The sequence below is a fragment of the Methylobacterium oryzihabitans genome (assembly GCF_004004555.2).
GTDB classification, from domain to species: Bacteria; Pseudomonadota; Alphaproteobacteria; order Rhizobiales; family Beijerinckiaceae; genus Methylobacterium; species Methylobacterium oryzihabitans.
In genome coordinates this window covers 20,186-37,194 of sequence record NZ_SACP01000016.1, presented here as the reverse complement: position 1 = coordinate 37,194, position 17,009 = coordinate 20,186, and the positions used below count along the sequence as shown (strand labels likewise).

The 17,009-nt window shown below is 70.7% G+C and carries 15 protein-coding genes; 6 read left to right on the top strand and 9 right to left on the bottom strand.

What is annotated here, in order from left to right:
- Nucleotides 1–622: 622 nt before the first annotated feature.
- From EOE48_RS16730 to EOE48_RS16710, 5 genes are all read right to left on the bottom strand, one after another.
- Nucleotides 623–3,868: a calcium-binding protein gene (locus EOE48_RS16730; RefSeq protein WP_127731168.1), complete on the bottom strand. Its 3,246-nt coding sequence runs from the start codon at nucleotides 3,866–3,868 to the stop codon at nucleotides 623–625.
- Nucleotides 3,869–4,096: 228 nt separating this feature from the next.
- On the bottom strand, nucleotides 4,097–4,450 hold the full coding sequence (locus EOE48_RS16725; RefSeq protein ID WP_127731166.1) for a DUF3325 domain-containing protein: 354 nt from the start codon (nucleotides 4,448–4,450) through the stop codon (nucleotides 4,097–4,099).
- Nucleotides 4,447–6,075: a PepSY-associated TM helix domain-containing protein gene (locus EOE48_RS16720; RefSeq protein ID WP_127731164.1), complete on the bottom strand. Its 1,629-nt coding sequence runs from the start codon at nucleotides 6,073–6,075 to the stop codon at nucleotides 4,447–4,449. The genes EOE48_RS16725 and EOE48_RS16720 overlap by 4 nt, the downstream gene beginning before the upstream one ends.
- Before the next feature lie 10 nt (nucleotides 6,076–6,085).
- The gene (locus tag EOE48_RS16715) at nucleotides 6,086–6,385 is read right to left on the bottom strand and encodes an iron transporter (RefSeq protein ID WP_127731162.1); all 300 of its coding nucleotides are present in this window, start codon (nucleotides 6,383–6,385) and stop codon (nucleotides 6,086–6,088) included.
- Nucleotides 6,386–6,389: 4 nt separating this feature from the next.
- On the bottom strand, nucleotides 6,390–8,738 hold the full coding sequence (locus tag EOE48_RS16710; RefSeq protein WP_127731160.1) for a TonB-dependent siderophore receptor: 2,349 nt from the start codon (nucleotides 8,736–8,738) through the stop codon (nucleotides 6,390–6,392).
- Between the two features lie 488 nt (nucleotides 8,739–9,226).
- Between EOE48_RS16710 and EOE48_RS16705 the strand changes: the two genes are divergently transcribed.
- Both EOE48_RS16705 and rpmG read left to right on the top strand, forming a co-directional pair.
- Nucleotides 9,227–10,405: an MFS transporter gene (locus EOE48_RS16705; RefSeq protein ID WP_127731158.1), complete on the top strand. Its 1,179-nt coding sequence runs from the start codon at nucleotides 9,227–9,229 to the stop codon at nucleotides 10,403–10,405.
- Between the two features lie 108 nt (nucleotides 10,406–10,513).
- Entirely contained in the window at nucleotides 10,514–10,681 is a 168-nt protein-coding gene (gene rpmG, locus EOE48_RS16700; RefSeq protein WP_127731156.1) for a 50S ribosomal protein L33, read from the top strand.
- A gap of 60 nt (nucleotides 10,682–10,741) precedes the next feature.
- On the opposite strand, the gene EOE48_RS16695 is transcribed toward rpmG, so the two are convergent.
- Nucleotides 10,742–11,206 (bottom strand): hypothetical protein, encoded by a 465-nt coding sequence (locus tag EOE48_RS16695; RefSeq protein WP_127731154.1) that lies wholly within the window; start codon nucleotides 11,204–11,206, stop codon nucleotides 10,742–10,744.
- Here EOE48_RS16695 and EOE48_RS16690 point away from each other — a divergent pair.
- Nucleotides 11,198–11,392 (top strand): hypothetical protein, encoded by a 195-nt coding sequence (locus EOE48_RS16690; protein WP_127731152.1) that lies wholly within the window; start codon nucleotides 11,198–11,200, stop codon nucleotides 11,390–11,392. The two genes, EOE48_RS16695 and EOE48_RS16690, sit on opposite strands and share 9 nt — an antisense overlap.
- A 36-nt stretch (nucleotides 11,393–11,428) precedes the next feature.
- On the opposite strand, the gene EOE48_RS16685 is transcribed toward EOE48_RS16690, so the two are convergent.
- Nucleotides 11,429–12,802 (bottom strand): PleD family two-component system response regulator, encoded by a 1,374-nt coding sequence (locus EOE48_RS16685; RefSeq protein ID WP_127731150.1) that lies wholly within the window; start codon nucleotides 12,800–12,802, stop codon nucleotides 11,429–11,431.
- Between the two features lie 15 nt (nucleotides 12,803–12,817).
- Nucleotides 12,818–13,198, bottom strand: coding sequence for a response regulator (locus EOE48_RS16680; protein WP_127731148.1), 381 nt, complete (start codon nucleotides 13,196–13,198; stop codon nucleotides 12,818–12,820).
- On the opposite strand from EOE48_RS16680, the gene EOE48_RS16675 reads away from it, so the two are divergent.
- Together EOE48_RS16675 and EOE48_RS16670 are read left to right on the top strand one after the other, a co-directional pair.
- Entirely contained in the window at nucleotides 13,155–13,619 is a 465-nt protein-coding gene (locus EOE48_RS16675; RefSeq protein WP_425463668.1) for a DUF3572 domain-containing protein, read from the top strand. The two genes, EOE48_RS16680 and EOE48_RS16675, sit on opposite strands and share 44 nt — an antisense overlap.
- Before the next feature lie 30 nt (nucleotides 13,620–13,649).
- Nucleotides 13,650–14,978 carry a DNA polymerase IV gene (locus tag EOE48_RS16670; RefSeq protein ID WP_127731144.1) on the top strand — a complete coding sequence of 443 codons (1,329 nt, stop codon included), beginning with the start codon at nucleotides 13,650–13,652 and terminating at the stop codon, nucleotides 14,976–14,978.
- Here the strand turns inward: EOE48_RS16670 and EOE48_RS16665 are convergent.
- Nucleotides 14,920–15,786, bottom strand: a complete 867-nt coding sequence (locus tag EOE48_RS16665) for a cell envelope integrity EipB family protein (RefSeq protein WP_127731142.1) — start codon at nucleotides 15,784–15,786, stop codon at nucleotides 14,920–14,922. The genes EOE48_RS16670 and EOE48_RS16665 overlap by 59 nt on opposite strands.
- 561 nt (nucleotides 15,787–16,347) lie before the next feature.
- Here EOE48_RS16665 and EOE48_RS16660 point away from each other — a divergent pair.
- On the top strand, nucleotides 16,348–16,881 hold the full coding sequence (locus EOE48_RS16660; RefSeq protein ID WP_127731374.1) for a GcrA family cell cycle regulator: 534 nt from the start codon (nucleotides 16,348–16,350) through the stop codon (nucleotides 16,879–16,881).
- Nucleotides 16,882–17,009: the final 128 nt, after the last annotated feature.

Sequence of the window (17,009 nt, the reverse complement as noted above, 5' to 3'; positions counted from 1 at the left end):
GTCCGGTCCGTCAGGACGTCATCGCCGGTCGCTCCCGGTGGGACCCGACCGCCGTCCCTCGTGGTTCCACACGAAAGCGGCATTCTCTGGGTGCTTCTGCCCGCCGGCGCCGCTTCCGGAGCCCCGCCGTCGGGAGCCGGGCTCCACCGCTCCGCTGTCCGCACACGATGCCGCCCCCTCGTCATGCCGTCGCCGCGACTCTGCCTTCGGCGCGACCCTGCCGCGAAATCGCGGTGGCGCGCAAGATCGTCGCCAGAACTAATCCTGCGAGGTTTCCGCTTCGTGATCATGACGCACCCGAGCGGGACCGCATGAATCTCGGAGAATGCTTCGTCATCATGCTGACGATCCCGAAACATTCTATGCACTATAATTGCTAAATCCGGTGGACATGACCGATTGTGCAACCCGGCGGCCGCCGACCGACTCTCGGCCCGCCGGCCGGCAAGGTCGCGGCCAAGGTTACGGAGGCATTGCAGAGTTGTTCTGACCTTGGGACCGTGTAGCGCCTCCATGCCGGGCAGACAAGCCGAGCTGAGGTCGCCGGCGGCACGAAGCGAACTGCCCGGCCGTCGGACGGCCGGGCAGAACATCGGTCAGCGGAGCCGCGCGGCAGCCCCGGTCAGGCGAAGACCACGTCGTTGTGGCCCGGGCCGGCCACGACGTCGAGGTTGGTGACCCCGGCGATCTGGATCGTCTCGCTGAACCCGCCGAGGAGCGGATCGGCGTGGATCGTGTAGAAGTCGCTGCGGCCGACCTGGGTCAGCGAGGCGTTCTTGCCGTAGCCGACGAACTTCAACTGGTCGCCGACGGAGCGGCCGCCGCCGGTGAAGTCGGTCACGACGTCGCCCTGGGCCTCGCCGGCCCGGAACACGAAGGTGTCGTTGCCGAGCCCGCCGGTCAGGGTGTCGGCCCCTCCCCGGCCGTCGAGGACGTTGGCGCCGCGGTTGCCGACCAGGAGGTTGGCGATGTCGTTGCCGGTGCCGGCGAGCGAGGCGCTGGTGCCGAACTGCAGCGTCTCGACGTTGTCGCCGAGCGTGTAGCTCGTGCTCGCCAGCACCCGGTCGATGCCCTCGCCCTTCTTCTCCACCACCACGTCGCCGGGGTTGTCGACCAGGTAGGTATCGTTGCCGATCCCGCCGACCATCGTGTCGGCGCCGGCACCGCCATCGAGCCGGTCGCTGCGGATGCCGCCGGTGATGAGGTTGGCGAGGTCGTTGCCGGTGCCGACGAAGTTGCCGGGACCGGTGTAGGCGAGGGATTCGACGTTGTCGGCCAGGGTGTAGGTGGCGAGGCTGGTGAGGACGGAGTCGAAGCCCTGGCCGGCCAGTTCGGTCACGACGTCGCCCGGGTCGTCCACCACGTAGGTGTCGTTCCCCAGGCCTCCCAGCATCGTGTCGGCGCCGCCGCGGCCGTCGAGGATGTTGGCGCCGCCGTTGCCGATCAGCGTGTTGCTCTGGTCGTTGCCGGTGGCGTTGATCGACAGGCTGGTTCCGAGCGAGAGGGTCTCGACGTTGTCCGACAGCGTGTAGCTGACGTTCGCCAGGACGCGGTCGGTCCCGCCCCCCGCCTTCTCGATCACGACGTCGTTGACGTTGTCGACGACGTAGGTGTCGCTGCCGAGGCCGCCGATCATCGTGTCCGCACCGACCCGGCCGTCGAGCCGGTCGTTGCCGTCGCCGCCCATCAGCAGGTTGGCGAGCTCGTTGCCGGTTCCGGCGAAGGCTCCGATCTTGCCGCTGGTGTCGAATCCGGCGAAGGCGAGGTTCTCGACGTTGGCGCCCAGGGTGTAGGATGAGAGGCTGGTCGTGATGGAGTCGATGCCCTCGCCGGCCAGTTCGGTCACCACGTCGCCGACGTCGTCGACGAAGTAGCCGTCATTGCCCACGCCGCCGATCATCGTGTCGGCACCGGCCCCTCCGTCGAGGCTGTCGTCGCCGCCCAGGCCGGTCAGCCTGTCTTTGCCCTTCCCGCCGGTGATCACGTTGGCGCGGCTGTTGCCGGTGGCGGTGAACTGCGAGTCGCTGGCGTGCGCGAGATCCTGCGACTTGCTGGTCTCCGACAGGGTGTAGGCGTCCAGCGTCGTCCAGACCGTTCCGCCAGCCTCCCAGGTCGCGGTGCTCCCGCCCCCGCTCTCCGACTCGGACGGCGGGGCGTCGATGGCCCCGTCGGGCAGGGTCGCGGTCGCGCTGCCGCTGACGAGGGTCTGGATGTTGGCGGCTGTGACGTCGCGGGCATTGACGTTGAGCAGGCGCGCCAGGGTGACGAAGCCGTCGCCGCCGCCGTTGGCGTCGGCCTGGAACAGGGCACTGGTGCCGTCCTGGACGATGCGGACGTAGCCGTTGGTCAGCGCGTCGCCCTTCCAGTTGTTCTGCGCCGCCATGACCGAGACGTCGAGCACGTCCGACTTGGCGTTGAAGTCGACGATCGTGTCACCGGCCTCCGTGACGGAATGATAGGCGAAGCGGTCGCGGCCCGCGCCTCCGGTGAGGATGTCGATGCCGTCTCCGCCCCAGATGTAGTCGTCGCCGGCCATGCCCCGGATGATGTCGGCCCCCTCGCCGCCGAGCAGTTTGTCGGAGGCGGCCGTCCCGGTCATGAAGTCGTCAGGTGCGAGCCTGCCGGTGAGGACGCTGACGTTCTCGGTCCGGCCGCCGCCGTTGAAGTTGGTCGCGCCGAACAAGACCTCGAAGGTGCTGTTGGTGATGAGATTGTCCTTGGGCGACCTCAGGGTGGAGTAGGCGTAATCGCGAACCGACCGCAGCGTGAGATTGTCGAAGGTATTGTTGCGGGCGTCGCCGTCGCCGTACTCGTTGAACTGGATGCCCTTGATCAGACCGTAGCCGGCGCTGTCGTTGATGCTGTTGCCGATGCCCCGGACGCCGCCGAACCCGTAGGAGTTGAAGGCCATCACGTCCGAGGTCCTGCCGTTCAGGCCCTCGGTGTGCCAGTCCCAGGCGTAGGAGGTGATATTGTAGGCGATCGAGTCGGTCACCGTCATGCCGATGTCGGCGCCGTACTTGGACGGATTGCCATGCCCGGCGGTGACGCCCATGGAGTTGTTGTCGGTGGCGTGCCGGACCTTGTCGGCATAGAGACCGACGACGGTCGTTCCGGTCGAGGTCGACGAGTGGACCCCGTAGCCGTAATAGCCCTTCGGCGTGTCATCGAGCAGGTTGCGGACCACCGCGTCCTTCACCAGGACGTTGACCGAGTCGACGACGTTGATGCCCATCGAGTTGCCGTTCTGGACGGTCAACCGGTCGACGACCGCACCGACGGCCGAGCGGATCTGAACGAGGTCGTACTTCCAATCCGCGTGGCTCTGATCGCCCTGGACCGTCCCGTTCTGGATCTTGAGTTGACCGCTGAGGTACTCGGAGGCGCGGACGTTGGTGACGTACTTGTCCTGGTAGACCAGCGCTCCGTCGAGCGTGACCTTGCCGCCGTCGATCGCCTTGACCTGCAGCGCCTGCCCGAGGCGGGTCGGTTGATCCCCCGTGAGGTAGCCGTTGGGCAGTTGGTCGTCGGAGAACACCTTGACCCAATCGCCGACCTTCAGGCCGGCCTGCGCCTTGCCGTAGTTGATCACCGCGTCGCCGGCAGTCGTCGTGGAGAGCGCGACGCTCTGCTGCGGCACGTGCAGGCCGTAGGCCAGGATCACGTTGGTGTCGCCGGCCTGCTGAAGGGTGCTGCCGTTCAGGTCCAGGGTGATGTCGCGGGAACTGACGTCGATCTTCAGGCCCGACGAGATCTGGATCACCTCGTCCTTCGGCAGAACAAGCGTGCCGCCATCCTTGAGTTGGGCGAGCGCCTTGGTGATATCCGCCTCGGTCGCACCGCTCGCCAGCTTGATAACCGCACCCATGATCACGATCCTTTGGAGCTATTGATGGTCCAGATCTCGCGTCCGCCAGAACATTCTGTCGGCGCGATCACGCTCCATCAAACTAGCAACTAGGTTCTGATCATATGTTCTTCTCTTGAAGACAGTTTGAGATAAAATTCGATTGTATTTTCCAGCGTCAAAGCGCGTCTAATCTGAAAAAATCAATTTTATGAATTTTTTGAAACGAATTCGTCGATCCGTTGCGGGTCAGGAGCCGGCGACGGACAGTCCTGCGAACGCCGCGGCGGCGACCAGCAGCGGCATCAGGATCGCCCACCAGCCGAGGCGCGGCCGGTAAGACGCCGCGACCGCGACGGCGAGAGCCGCCGCCGTGAGGGCGCCGCACCACAGCACCGGCCCGAACGCGCCGCCCTCGAACCGGATCGCCGCGACGAGCGACAGGGCGAGCGCGACCCAGCCCCCGGTCCGCAGCGCGACGACCCGGCGCCGTCCCGATGCCGCCGCGAACGCGGCCTCGTGGTGACGGGGAAGGCTGAGGCGCAGGGCGCCGAACCCGGCCAGGGCGAGGCCGAGAGTCAGCACGACGACGGCCGGATTCATGCGCGGCCGAGCCGGCTCGCGACCGCGATGGCGCCGGGCTCAGCCCCGGCGCCGGACCCGGGCTCAGGCACCGCGACGGGCACCGGTCCGGTCCTGCGCGCGCGGCCGGGTGCGGCGTAGCGCGCGACCTTGCGGGCGATCAGGCCGAGAGCGGCGGCCAGGGCGACCAGCACGGCGTCGAAGCCGAGGAACCACGCCGGATCGTCCCAGACCGCCCGCGTCGTCAGAACGTCCGCGGCGGCGGCGGCGAGGTAGAGCAGCGCTGCCAGCGCCATCGCGGCGCTCCAGACCCGGCGGGGCCGCAGCGGTGTCCGGAACGCCGCGACGGTTCCGGCGGCCCACAGGGCGAGGATTGTGGCGAAGAACGCCCCCACCTCCGCCTCCGCCCGGCCGGCGAGGCCGACCGGCAGGAGCCGGTTGGCGAGGAGGTAGGCCGCCACCGCCGCCGGCAGGCCGGCGACCGCGCCGAGGTTGAGCCCCTGGACCAGCCGCCAGCCGAAGCCGGGCACGGCTCCGCCCTTCGGCAGGCGCGCCACCGTCCACAGCACGAGTCCGGTGCCGACCATCGCGGTGCCCAGCAGCCCGCACAGGGCGAACAGCACCCGCAGGAGCGGGCCAGCGAAATGCGCCTCGTGCAGGCCGACCATGGTGGTGAAGGTCTTGGCCGCCGGGCGCAGGCCGCCCGAGCGGATCTCGACCACCGCCCCGGTGGTGCCGTCGAAGGCGACCTGCGGGTGCTCGTGCGACAGGCCGTGCGGCTCCTCGAACACCGCCACCACGGTGGCATTGGCGTCGCGCGGGTTGACGATCGTCAGCCGCTCCAGCGGCTCGGGAATCCGCGCCATCGCATCGAGGACCATCGGCCCGACCGGCGCCAGGGTTCCGGGCCGCCCGGCGGGCGGGCGCGGCTGCGTCACCTGCCCGGTCTCGGCGAAGTACGCCGGCATGTCGCCCTTGTAGGCGGCGGTGACGCCCCAGGGCATGTACATCAGCGCCAGGGTGACCACGCCGGTATAGGTGATCATCAGGTGGAACGGCAGCGCCAGCACGCCGGAGACGTTGTGGGCGTCGAGCCAGTTGCGTTGCGCCGCCTTGTCCCGGCGCAGGGTGAAGAAGTCGACGAGGATGCGGCGATGGGTGACGATCCCGCTCACCAGCGCCACCAGCATCACCATCGCGCAGATCCCGACGATCCAGCGGCCCCAGAGCGGCGGCAGGTGCAGCTCGAAGTGGAAGCGGTAGAGGAAGTCGCCGCCCTTCGTGTCGCGCAAGGTAGCCGGCGCGCCGGTCGCCGGGTCGAGCATCGCCCGGTTCGGCGGCGTGCCGGGCCGGCCGCGCCAGAACAGGTCGATCAGCGGCCGGTCGGGCTGCGGCAGGCCGACGAACCACGTCCGCGCCCCCGCGGCGTGGGTCTGGAGGTGGGCAACCGCGAGGTCGGCGGCCCGGGCCATGGCGTCGGGCGCGACCGGGCCCGTGCGGCGCAGTTCCGGCTGCATCCAGCGGGTGATGTCGGTGCGGTAGTAGCTCGCGGTGCCGGTGACGAAGACCGCGAACAGCACCCAGCCGACGATCAGCCCCGACCAGGTGTGCAGCCAGGCCATCGACTGGCGGAAGCCGTTTCTCATGCCGGAACACTCATGCGGGGTTGTGCCCCATGACCAGCCACAGGGCGGCGCCGAGGACGAGCGCCGCTCCGCCGGTCCCGAGCGCGGCCCGCGCGAGGGAACGGGCCGCGAAGACAGAGACGACGACGCCGACCATGACGGCGAAGCTCGCGAGCGTCGCGGTCGTCACCGCCTCGGCGCGCGGCAGCGGCAGGGTGAGGGACAGGAGCGTGGTCGCGAGCGCGGCGACGCCGTAGCCGCCGCCGGCCGCCAGCACCACGCGCCCCAGCACCGCGGCGCGCCCGCGCAGCTCCGTCGTCCGGGACGTCACCGGCTCACCAGCGGTAGCGCAGGGTCGCGTAGACCGTCCGCGGCAGGCCGTAGAAGCAGCTCGCGTAGGAGAAGCAGCCGGTGACGACCCGTTCGTCGAGAAGGTTCTGCGCGTTGACCTGGAGGTTGAACCCGTCGAGGCGCGGGTCGGCGTATCTGAGGTCGTAGCTCGCCACGGCGTCGACCTGCACGGTCTCGGGCACCCGGAAGGTGTTGGCCGGGTCGCCCCACGAGCCGCCGAGGTAGCGCACGCCGCCGCCGAAGCTGAGGCCGAGCAGCGGACCGGACTGGATCCGGTAGTCGACGAACAGCGAGGCGGTGCGGTCCGGAACCTGGACCGGCCGCAGGCCGACGATCGGCACGGTCTGCCCGGTCAGTTGATTGAAGGTGGTGTTGGTGTCGCGGGTGTTGCGGATGTCGAGAAACGACACGCCGCCGACGAGGTTCAGGCCCTCGGCGAGGTTGGCCCGCGCCTCGAACTCGACGCCCTGCACGCCGACCTGCCCGGTCTGGAGGCTGAAGAGCGAGCCGTTGACCGGATCGGGGGTCAGCGAATTGGAGCGCTTGATGTCGAAGGCCGCGGCGGTGAGCAGGATGTCGGTGCCCGGCGGCTGGAACTTGACGCCGGCCTCGTACTGGCGGCTGGAGACCGGGTCGGGGATGCGGCCGGTGACGCCGAAGGCTGGGTCGAAGATGCGCCCGCCGACGAGCGGCTCGAACGCCTCGCTGTAGGACACGTAGGGGGCGACGCCGCTGTCGAACAGGTAGAGCAGGCTCGCCCGGTAGGTCATCGCGTCGGAGGGCACGTCCTGGACCGCGACGGCGCCGGTGGCGAGGGTGCGGGTCGGGCCGGTCTGCCGGGCGACGTCGTAGCGGCCGCCCAGCGTCAGGACGAGGCGGTCGAGCTTGATCTGGTCCTGGAGGTAGACGCCAGTCTGCGCCGCGGTGATGTTGGCGTCCGAGGTGAAGGCCGGCACGGAAAAGTTCTGGTCGTAGTTCGGCGCCAGCGCGTTCAGCGCGGCGGTGGTCGGGAACGGGCTCCCGAGGGTGCGGGTCTGGAAGGTCTGGTGGTCGACGCCGAGCAGAGCGGTGTGGGCGAGGATGCCGGTGTCGAACTTCGCCTCGAAGTAGTTGTCGACCGTGTAGGCGTCGATGCTGACCTGGTTGGCGATCCGCGAGCGGCTGATGAACGGCCCGGAGGTCAGGTCGCGCGCGTTGGCGAGCGAGGTCGTGGAATTGAACGCCGTGTAGACGCTGCGGTAGTCGCCTTCGGTGCGCAGGTAGCGCCCGCCCGAGTGGAAGCGGAAATTGTCGTTGAAGCGATGGTCGAACAGGTAGGTGACCGAGGCCTGAGTGCGGTCGGATTGCTCGAAGTTGCGGTCGCCGTCGTAGAAGTTGACGGGCAGCCGCCCGACGATGCCGCTGCCGAAATTGCGTGGGAACACCGTGCCGAAGGCCGGGAAGCTGCCGTAGAAGCCGGAGAACGGGTCGCGCTGGTAGACGCCGATCACCGTCAGGCTGGTGTCGGCCGAGGGCCGCCAGGTCAGGCTCGGCTGGATGAAGGCGCGCTCGACCTTCGTCGTCACCGCAGGCCCGTCGCCGGTCCAGCCGAGCCCGGTGACCCGGAAGGCGAACTGCTCGGTCCCCGGCACCGTCCCCTCGGGGGCGATCGGCCCGCCGACGTCGAAGCCGCCGCGCACCTCGTCGAAGCCGCCGCCCTGGACGAAGATCTCGCCGTGGCGGACGAATTGCGGCATCTTCGAGGTGAAGTTGACGATGCCGCCGGGACCGGACTGGCCGTAGAGCACCGAGGCCGGCCCCTTGACCACGTCGATGCGCTCGACCCGGTAGGGGTCGATCGACGGCGCCGCGTCGCGGCTGCCGGGCAGGCGCAGGCCGTCGAGGAACAGCGGCGCGGTGAAGCCGCGGATGTAGAACTGCTCCAGGCGCGTCGCGCCGGCGCCCCCGCGCTGCTCGGTGGTCACGCCCGGCGTGTAGCGCAGGGCCTGGTTGAGCGTCAGGGCGTTCTGATCCTCGAGTTGCTTGCGGCCGATGACCGAGATCGACTGCGCGGTCTCCAAGATCGGCGTGTCGGTCTTGGTGGCGACGACGCTGCGCGAGGCGACGTAGCCCGGCACCGGCCCGCGCGGCCCGCCCGGGCCGGTGCCGGCGGCGTTCCGGCCGCCCCCCTCCCCCGCGACGCTGATCGTGTCGAGGGCGATCTCGCCGGCCTCCTGCGCGAAGCCCGGTGCCGCCCCGCCGCATCCGAGGAGCACGCCCGCGACGATCGCCGGTTTGAACCGGTCGCGCTCGCGACGGCGACGATCCGGGCGGCGGGAGACGGGACGGGACATGATGGAACTCACCGAGGACGCAACAACCCATGCCTGTGCCGGGCCGGAAACGACACGTTTCGGTTAGGTGAATGGCGTCGCTTGGAACCATGAATCAAGGTGAATCTTCGCACATTGGAATAATTAAAGCACAATTCCTGGTTGTTTATTGTCGTTCCAATCTGGAAGTATCGCTGCGCCGGGATCGATGATCGATCCACCGCGGACAGTGTCGGCGTTGACGTCTGGGGGAATAAAGGATTGCACGCGAGCCAAATCGGCGTCGATCGCTCGTCCGCTCGCGGAAAGGCTGAGACACCGGCGATCCGGGCTCCTCACCGGACGCGGAAGGGTCGGCACGCGGCGCATGTGCGAAGCCGATGGCCGCATCGCGAAACGATCATGCGGACCTCGTATGGGATAGCGCAGGGCGATTCGCCCGCACCCGGACCCGGGTCCCGCCCGCCGCCGGACCGACGCCACCCCGACGAAGCCCCACCAGGACCCCGATGACCTCCGCCGACCGTTTCGACCGTGCCCGTGCCGCCGCCATCGCGGCCGCCATCGCCTGCGTGGCGGTGGTCGGCACCGGCCTCAGCCTGTCGATCCCGCTGCTCTCCCTCGAGATGGAGCGGATGGGCCTGTCCAACACCTGGATCGGCATCAACACCGCGGTGGCCGGTATTGCCAGCATCGTGGTGGTGCCGTTCGTGCCTCGCATCGCCGCCCGGCTCGGGGTGATGCCGCTGCTCCTCGGCAGCCTCGCGGTCGGCGGCGCGGCGCTCGTCGGGTTCAAGGCGCTGCACAGCTTCGCCTGGTGGTTCCCGCTGCGCTTCGTGTTCTCGGCCGCCCTCGGCGTCCTGTTCGTGCTGTCGGAGTTCTGGATCAACCAGGCGGCGCCGCCAGCCCGGCGCGGGCTGGTGATGGGCATCTACGCCACGGTGCTGGCCCTCGGCTTCGCCCTCGGGCCGGGGCTGCTGGCGTGGCTCGGCACGGGAGGCTGGGCGCCCTACCTCGCCGGGGCGGCGCTGTTCGGGGCTGGGGCGGTGCCGCTGCTGCTCGCCCGCGGCCTGTCGCCGGACATTCCCCGGCACGGCGGCCGCGGCTTCCTCGGTTACCTGCGGATCGCGCCCTCGGCGACGCTGGCGGCGCTGGTCTACGGCGCGGTCGAGACCGGCGGCTTCGCGATCCTGCCGATCTACGGCCTGCGGCTGGGCCTCGGCCCCGAGGAGGCGGCCGGGCTCGTCAGCGTCGCGGCGCTCGGCAACGTGCTGTTCCAGATCCCGGTCGGCCTGCTCTCCGACCGGGTCGACCGGCGCCGGCTGCTGCTCGCCGCCGGCCTGTGCGGCGGGCTCGGCGCCCTGGCGCTGCCGCTCGGCGCCGGCAGCACGCCGCTGCTGTGGGCGATCCTGCTGGTCTGGGGCGGCATCGCCGGAACGTTCTACACCGTCGGGCTCGCCCATCTCGGCGCCCGCTTCGAGGGCGGGGCGCTCGCCGGCGCCAACGCGGCCTTCCTGGTGCTGTACAATGTCGGGCTGGTGCTCGGACCGCCCGTCGTCGGCGGCGGGATGGACCTCGCCTCGCCGCACGGCTTCGCCTGGACGCTCGCCGCCCTGTTCGGCGCCTACGTCGCCGTCGTCGGGCTGCGGCTGATCCCGGCGGCCCCTGCTCCCCTCCCCCGGGCTTGACGCTCCGGGACGGATCGGGCACAGAAGCGGCGCGTTTCGGCCGGGACATCCCGGCCCTTTTGCGTTTCGGTGTTCCGGGCGCAGTTCTCCGCACACAGAGGTCGCGTCATGGCCAAGGCCGTCACCGTCAAGATCAAGCTCGTCTCCACCGCCGACACCGGCTACTTCTACGTCACCAAGAAGAACTCGCGCACCCAGACCGACAAGCTGTCGTTCAAGAAGTACGATCCGGTCGCGCGCAAGCACGTCGAGTTCAAGGAATCCAAGATCAAGTGAGCGCGGCGCGCCGCTGAGTCGATCGGGCCGCCCGTGAGGGCGGCCTTTTTCGTGGGCGGGTCAGCCGAGCAGGTAGATCAGGCCCGGCAGGCCGAGCACGCCGGCGGCGCAGCCATAGGCGAGCCACAGGCCGGGATTGCGCGCCGCCATGCGGTGCAGGCGCCGGGCGGTGGCGCGACCGGTCACGCTGCGGCCGTTGACGCAGGAGCACAGCAGGCGGTGGGCCTCGCCGGTGCCGAGTTCGAAGAAGTCGCGGGCCTCGCCGAAGCTGTCGCCCGAGAGCCCGCTCGCCCGCAGCACCGGGTCGGCGAAGGCCACCGCGAGGGGCGAGTTGTCGGCCCGGATCGCCGCCCGCATGGCGCGCGGCACGAACTCGATCTCCTCCAGGGTCGCGTAGGCCCGGTCGGGCTCGCGTTCGAGGAGTTCGGCCCAGCGTTCGAGCCGCGCCCGTCGCCCCTCGACCAGGGCGGGCCGCAACTCGATGTCGGCGATGTCACGAAGCTGACGGAGCGGCTGATGTTCCATGACGGCCATCCTGTTCGCGCGCAGTGCAGTCGAAGCAGGATGCACCACTCGGCCCGGCCGCGCATTCGCGAAGATCAAGCGCGCATGCGCCAGGACAAGGCCAAGCTGAACCGGGGCCGTATCGAAGACACGACTGAAATCAACGTCCTGCCGACACCGGCCTCCGCGGCCGGCGCGGCGCCGTGACCGCATGCCGCAGGCGGGGGGCGTGATCGCGGCGGATCACGCCGCGGCGGCCACCACCCGGTTGCGGCCGTCCTCCTTGGCCCGGTAGAGCGCGGTGTCGGCCCGCTTCAGGAGGTCGAGCGCCGAGGTGTCGCCCGGCTGGCGCGTCGCCACACCGATCGACACCGTGACATCGACCGAGCGGGTGCCGCGATGGATCGCGAACGGCACGGTCTCGACCCGCTCGCGGATGCGCTCGGCGACCTGCCGGGCGCCGTCGAGGCCGGTATCGGGCACCACCACGACGATCTCCTCGCCGCCGAAGCGCGCCACCACGTCGATGCCGCGGGTATGGGCGCGGATCCGGTCGGCGAAGTCCCGCAGCACCTCGTCGCCGGCATCGTGGCCGAAGCGGTCGTTGATCGATTTGAACCGGTCGATATCGAGGAGGAGCAGCGACACCGGCCGGCCGCGCAGGGCCGGTTCGGCGAACACGCCGGCGAGATGGCTGTCGAGGTAGCGCCGGTTGTGCAGCCCGGTCAGCCCGTCGGTGACCGCGAGCTCCATCGACGCCTGGACCGATTCGCGCAGGGAATGGGCGAAGCGCTTGCGCCGGACCTGGGTGCGGACCCGCGCCACCAGCTCGTTGCGGTCGATCGGCCGCATCAGGTAGTCGTGCACGCCGAGGTCGAGCCCGCGCATGATCCGCGCCCGGTCGCCCGGGTCGGCGAGCATCACCACCGGCATGTTGCGGGTCCGATCGAGGGAGCGGAGCTGGCTGCACAGGCGCAGGCCGTCGACCCCGTCGAGGTCGAGGCTGACGATCGCGGCGTCGTACTCGCCCTCGCTCGCCCGGGCGACCGCCTTGTGCGGGTCGGTCTCGATCGTGACCCGGTGGTACTGGCCGAGCGCCGTCGCCAGCCGGTCGGCGGAGGAACGCCGGTCCTCGACCACCAGGATGCTGGCGTCGAGGCCGGTCTCGGCCGCCGCAGCGGCGAGCGGGTCGCCGAAGCCGTAATCGCGCGAGGCCATCGCCCGGCCGCGCAGCTCGTCGGTGATCGCCTTCAGCCGCACGAGGCTGCGCACCCGCGCCAGCAGCGCCACGTCGTCGATCGGCTTGGTCAGGAAGTCGTCGGCTCCGGCATCGAGCCCGCGCAGGCGGTCGCTCGGCTGGTCGAGGGCGGTCACCATCACCACCGGCAGGTGCGCGGTGGTCGGCGTTCCCTTGATCCGGCGGCAGACCTCGAACCCGTCCATGCCCGGCATCATCACGTCGAGCAGCACGATGTCGCACAGCCCTTTCTCGCACACCGCCAGGGCGTCGGGGCCGTTCATCGCCGTCACGACATCGAAGTACTCGAGCGTGAGCTTGGTCTCGAGCAGCTTGAGGTTCGGGAAGAGGTCATCGACGACGAGAACGCGTGCCGACATCAGCCTTGGCCTTTCTCACGCTTGGCGCTCGTCGCCGAGATAGGTACGCACGGTCGCGAGGAACTTCGCCACCGAAATCGGCTTCGACAGGTACGCCTCGCAGCCGCCCTCGCGGATGCGCTCCTCGTCGCCCTTCATGGCGAAGGCCGTGATGGCGATGACCGGAATGCTCTTGAGTTCATCGTCCTCCTTGAGCCATTTGGTCACTTCGAGGCCGGACACCTCGGGGAGCTGGATGTCCATCAGGATGAGGTCGGGCCGGTGCCGGCGGGCGAGCTCGATCGCCTCGATCCCGTTGGCGGTCTTGAGGGTCGCGTAGCCATGCGCCTCCAACAGGTCGTTGAAGAGCTTCATGTTCAGCTCGTTGTCCTCGACGATGAGCACGGTCTTCTTCATGGCTCACTGTCTCCGGCGCCGGGGCGAGCCGCGAACCACCCGACCGCGCCTTGTCTCCGGGATCACTGTTAAGCGACACATATTGATGAAACGCAAATTCGACGCATCTCCGAAGGATCGCTCCGCCCGGGACGGAGAGACGGGCCCCGCCGGGGCGCTGAGCTTGGCCGAGGGGGTGATGGACTTCGTCGTCGCCGACCCGGCCCGGCTGCTGCGGTTCATGGAGGCGTCGGGGCTCGACCCCGCCGCCCTTCGGGCCGCGGCCGGCTCGCCGGACCTCCTCACCGGCATCCTCGACCACGTCGTGTCGGACGAGGAGACCCTGCTCGCCTGCGCCGGGGCGCTGGGCGTCCCGCCCGAGCGGATCACCGCCGCCTGGCGGCGCCTCGGCCCGCCGGACCCGGATTCCTTCGGCGCATGACTTCCTTCGACGCATGACCTCCTTCGACGCATGACGATCGGTCCGGTCCTGTGCCTCGATTGCTGCCGCGGCGGGGATCGGGCGGCGCGCTGCCGCCATTGCGGCTCGCCGCGGCTGCTGGCCCATCCCGAACGGGACGGGCTGACCATCGCGCACGTCGATTGCGACGCCTTCTACGCCGCGATCGAGAAGCGCGACGATCCCGCCCTGCGCGACCGGCCGGTCATCATCGGCGGCGGCCGGCGCGGGGTGGTCTCGACCGCCTGCTACGTCGCGCGCACCTACGGAGTGCGCTCGGCGATGCCGATGTTCCAGGCCCTCGACGCCTGCCCCGACGCCGTCGTGCTGCGCCCCGACATGGAGAAGTACGCCGCGGTCGGGCGGCAGGTGCGGGCGATGATGCAGGCGCTCACGCCCCTCGTCGAGCCGGTCTCGATCGACGAGGCGTTCCTGGATCTGCGCGGGACCGAGCGCCTGCACGGGGCGGCGCCCGCCCTGACCCTGGCCCGGTTCGCCCGGCGGGTCGAGGACGAGATCGGCATCACCGTCTCGGTCGGGCTGGCGCCCAACAAGTTCCTGGCCAAGATCGCCTCCGACCTGGAGAAGCCGCGCGGCTTCGCGGTGATCGGGCGGGCGGAGGCGGTCGGGTTCCTGGCGCCGCGGCCGGTCGGCCTCCTGCCGGGGATCGGCCGGGCCGCCGCCGCCCGCCTCGCCGGGCTCGGGGTGGTGCGGATCGAAGACCTCGCCCGTACCGATCCGGGCCGGCTCGCCGCGGCGCTCGGGCGCGACGCCGCCCGCCTCGCGGGGCTCGCCCGCGGCGAGGACCCGCGCCCGGTGCGGCCGGAGCGCGAGACGAAGAGCGTCTCGGCCGAGACCACCTTCGCCGACGACCTGCGCGAGATGGCGGTCCTGCGGCCGGTCCTGTGGCGGCTGTGCGAGAAGGTGGCCCGCCGGCTCAAGCGGGGCGGGTTCTCCGCCGGCAGCGTCACCCTGAAGCTCAAGGATGCGAGCTTCCGGCTGCGCACCCGGACCCGGTCCGGTCTGGCGCCGACCCAGATCGCCGAGCGTCTGTTCCGCCCGGCCGAGGCGCTGCTCGCGGAGGCCTGCGACGGCACCGCCTACCGGCTGATCGGCATCGGGGCCGGCGACCTCGGCCCGGCGGAACTGGCCGACCGCGGCGACCTCGCCGAGCCGGGGCTGCGCCGCGACGCCAGCCGCGACGCGGCGATCGACGCGGTGCGCGCGCGCTTCGGCGATGCCGCGATCCAGCGCGGGCTGACCTTCGGACCGGCGGCGCCGGTCAGGACCGGCAGCCCTTCGTCTCCGGGCCGAGATCGATCCGGGACAGGGCGCCCTTGAGGGCGAAGTCGCCGTAATCGAGCCTGAGCGCGCCGCTGATGCCGTTCTCGTAGAGGTCGAACGACAGCACGTAGACCGGCGTCCGCTCGCCCTCCCCGGTCGAGAAGTAGCTCAGCGTCACCGGCCAGCGCGGCATCGTCGCCATCGCGCCCTCGCGCAGCGGCGCCTCGACGGCGTCCGCCGCCGGGGCGCCGGCCTGCGGGGCGCTGCCGTCCTTCGGCGCCTCGACCGGGCGGCGCGGGCCGATCACCGCGAGCGTGTCGTAGACCTTGCGGCCGTCGTCCGAGCCGTCGAACACCTTGACGGCGACGGTGCTCTGGCCGGCCTGGGCGGCCTCGATCAGCCGCCGCATGTGGGCGGCCGGGAACAGCACCTCGCCGGGCACCGCCAACGTGTTGCGCTTGGCGCCGCGCAGGCTGACCTCCAGGCCCTTGTCGTCGCGCTCGGCGTTGCCGTCCACCGGGGCACCGGTCTGGCCGTTGAGGTCCGACTGCGTCCGGAACCGGAACGCGCGGCCGTCGCCGCTCTCGAAGGTGGTGTTGCGCAGGTCCGAGGTGCGCGCGCCGCTCTCCGAACTCTCCAGCACCGTCACCTGCCGGTATTGCAGCGCCCAGCCCTTGCACGCATCCCCGGAGAAATCGAACACGATCCGGCCCCGCGCGCTCTCGACCGCGCGGGTGCCGCCGCTGCGGACGAGGGAGAGGTCGTAGACCGCGCGATGGGGGGCGAGGCGGACGTCCGCCGGTTCCGCCGCGAGGCCGCTCGGGAGCGCGAACAGGACGAGGAAGCACGCGAGGCTGGTGCGCATGAGGTCTCCCGGGCTGCCGAGGGTCCGGCGCAGGGCCAAGATAGGACCGGTCGGGGCCGGCGGCAACGCGGCGCGTCCGAGCGGTTTCGCGCCGCAGTGGCAGCGGCGCCACGACCCGGGCGGATAACCCTGACGGCAGCGGGAGATGGCCGGACGGGTGCCGCTGCGCGAGCCGTCCCGGAGCGTCGACCGGGCGGCGTCGGGCACCGCCGGAGAGCCCGCGCCGGTTCCTGCTCCGGCCCGCAATAAGTAACTGATCCTTAGTCTTTTTCGGGTTACGTCGGCGAGTGGATCAAGGTTTCGGGCACCGTCCCGCAAGCGCTCCCGCCGCGACCGCGGCGGGGCGGAAAAGGCGTATCGGCCGGGCTCCGGACCCTTGCGCGGGCCTCCGGCCGTCCTGTAGGTTCACCCCCGTCGCAAACGAGGCCTCGTGCGGGGCCTGTGGGCGGCGATCACCAGGCAGGATCGGGAAGCATCGCAACGCGCGGCCGGACTTCGGGCCGCTCGCGGTCGCTTGCCGATTCGACATGGGTGATGGGTGGGGGACAGTCGGAGGCGGCGATGGTGGATGCGGGCCCGAGCTGGACGAAGGAGCGGGTCGAGCTCCTGCGGCGGCTGTGGATCGATGGGCGGAGCGCGAGCCAGATCGCGGCGGAGATCGGCGGGGTGTCCCGCAACGCGGTGATCGGCAAGATCCATCGCCTCGGCCTCGCCGGCCGGGTGCTCAAGGCCGAGTCCGAGCCGGCGGCGCCCGCCCCCGCTTCCACGCGGCGCCCGCGGGCCGAGGAAGCGCCGGCCCCCGCGCCGCGCCCGGCCACCGTGGTGGCGCCCGCGCCGGTCTCCCTGGCACTGGTGCCGCAGCCCGGGCCGTCAGGCCCGGCCGACGTCGCGCTGCCGGTCTCCGAGCGGGTCACCATCATGGAGCTGCGGGAATTCATGTGCCGCTGGCCGATGGGCGACCCGGCGACCCCGGATTTCCGGTTCTGCGGCGCCCGCTCGATCACCGGCCTGCCCTACTGCCCCCATCACGCCAGCATCGCCTACCAGCCGGCCGCCGAGCGCAAGCGCGACCGCCGGGTGGCCGGGTTCCGCTGACCGCATCCCCGCCGGCACCGGATCGCGTGCCGGCCCACGACCTCGCCCGGCCGCCGGCAGTTGACGCGGCGCCCCGAGTGCATAAACTCGTAAAGGAACCATCAACACAACTTGGGCGGTCGAGACGA

Coding starts and splice junctions, on each gene's coding strand:
- EOE48_RS16730 (WP_127731168.1), bottom strand. CDS start 3,868: ATGGGTGCGGTTATCAAGCTGGCGAGCGGTGCGACCGAGGCGGATATC.
- EOE48_RS16725 (WP_127731166.1), bottom strand. CDS start 4,450: ATGAATCCGGCCGTCGTCGTGCTGACTCTCGGCCTCGCCCTGGCCGGG.
- EOE48_RS16720 (WP_127731164.1), bottom strand. CDS start 6,075: ATGAGAAACGGCTTCCGCCAGTCGATGGCCTGGCTGCACACCTGGTCG.
- EOE48_RS16710 (WP_127731160.1), bottom strand. CDS start 8,738: ATGTCCCGTCCCGTCTCCCGCCGCCCGGATCGTCGCCGTCGCGAGCGC.
- EOE48_RS16705 (WP_127731158.1), top strand. CDS start 9,227: ATGACCTCCGCCGACCGTTTCGACCGTGCCCGTGCCGCCGCCATCGCG.
- rpmG (WP_127731156.1), top strand. CDS start 10,514: ATGGCCAAGGCCGTCACCGTCAAGATCAAGCTCGTCTCCACCGCCGAC.
- EOE48_RS16690 (WP_127731152.1), top strand. CDS start 11,198: ATGTTCCATGACGGCCATCCTGTTCGCGCGCAGTGCAGTCGAAGCAGG.
- EOE48_RS16695 (WP_127731154.1), bottom strand. CDS start 11,206: ATGGAACATCAGCCGCTCCGTCAGCTTCGTGACATCGCCGACATCGAG.
- EOE48_RS16685 (WP_127731150.1), bottom strand. CDS start 12,802: ATGTCGGCACGCGTTCTCGTCGTCGATGACCTCTTCCCGAACCTCAAG.
- EOE48_RS16675 (WP_425463668.1), top strand. CDS start 13,155: ATGTTCAGCTCGTTGTCCTCGACGATGAGCACGGTCTTCTTCATGGCT.
- EOE48_RS16680 (WP_127731148.1), bottom strand. CDS start 13,198: ATGAAGAAGACCGTGCTCATCGTCGAGGACAACGAGCTGAACATGAAG.
- EOE48_RS16670 (WP_127731144.1), top strand. CDS start 13,650: ATGACGATCGGTCCGGTCCTGTGCCTCGATTGCTGCCGCGGCGGGGAT.
- EOE48_RS16665 (WP_127731142.1), bottom strand. CDS start 15,786: ATGCGCACCAGCCTCGCGTGCTTCCTCGTCCTGTTCGCGCTCCCGAGC.
- EOE48_RS16660 (WP_127731374.1), top strand. CDS start 16,348: ATGGTGGATGCGGGCCCGAGCTGGACGAAGGAGCGGGTCGAGCTCCTG.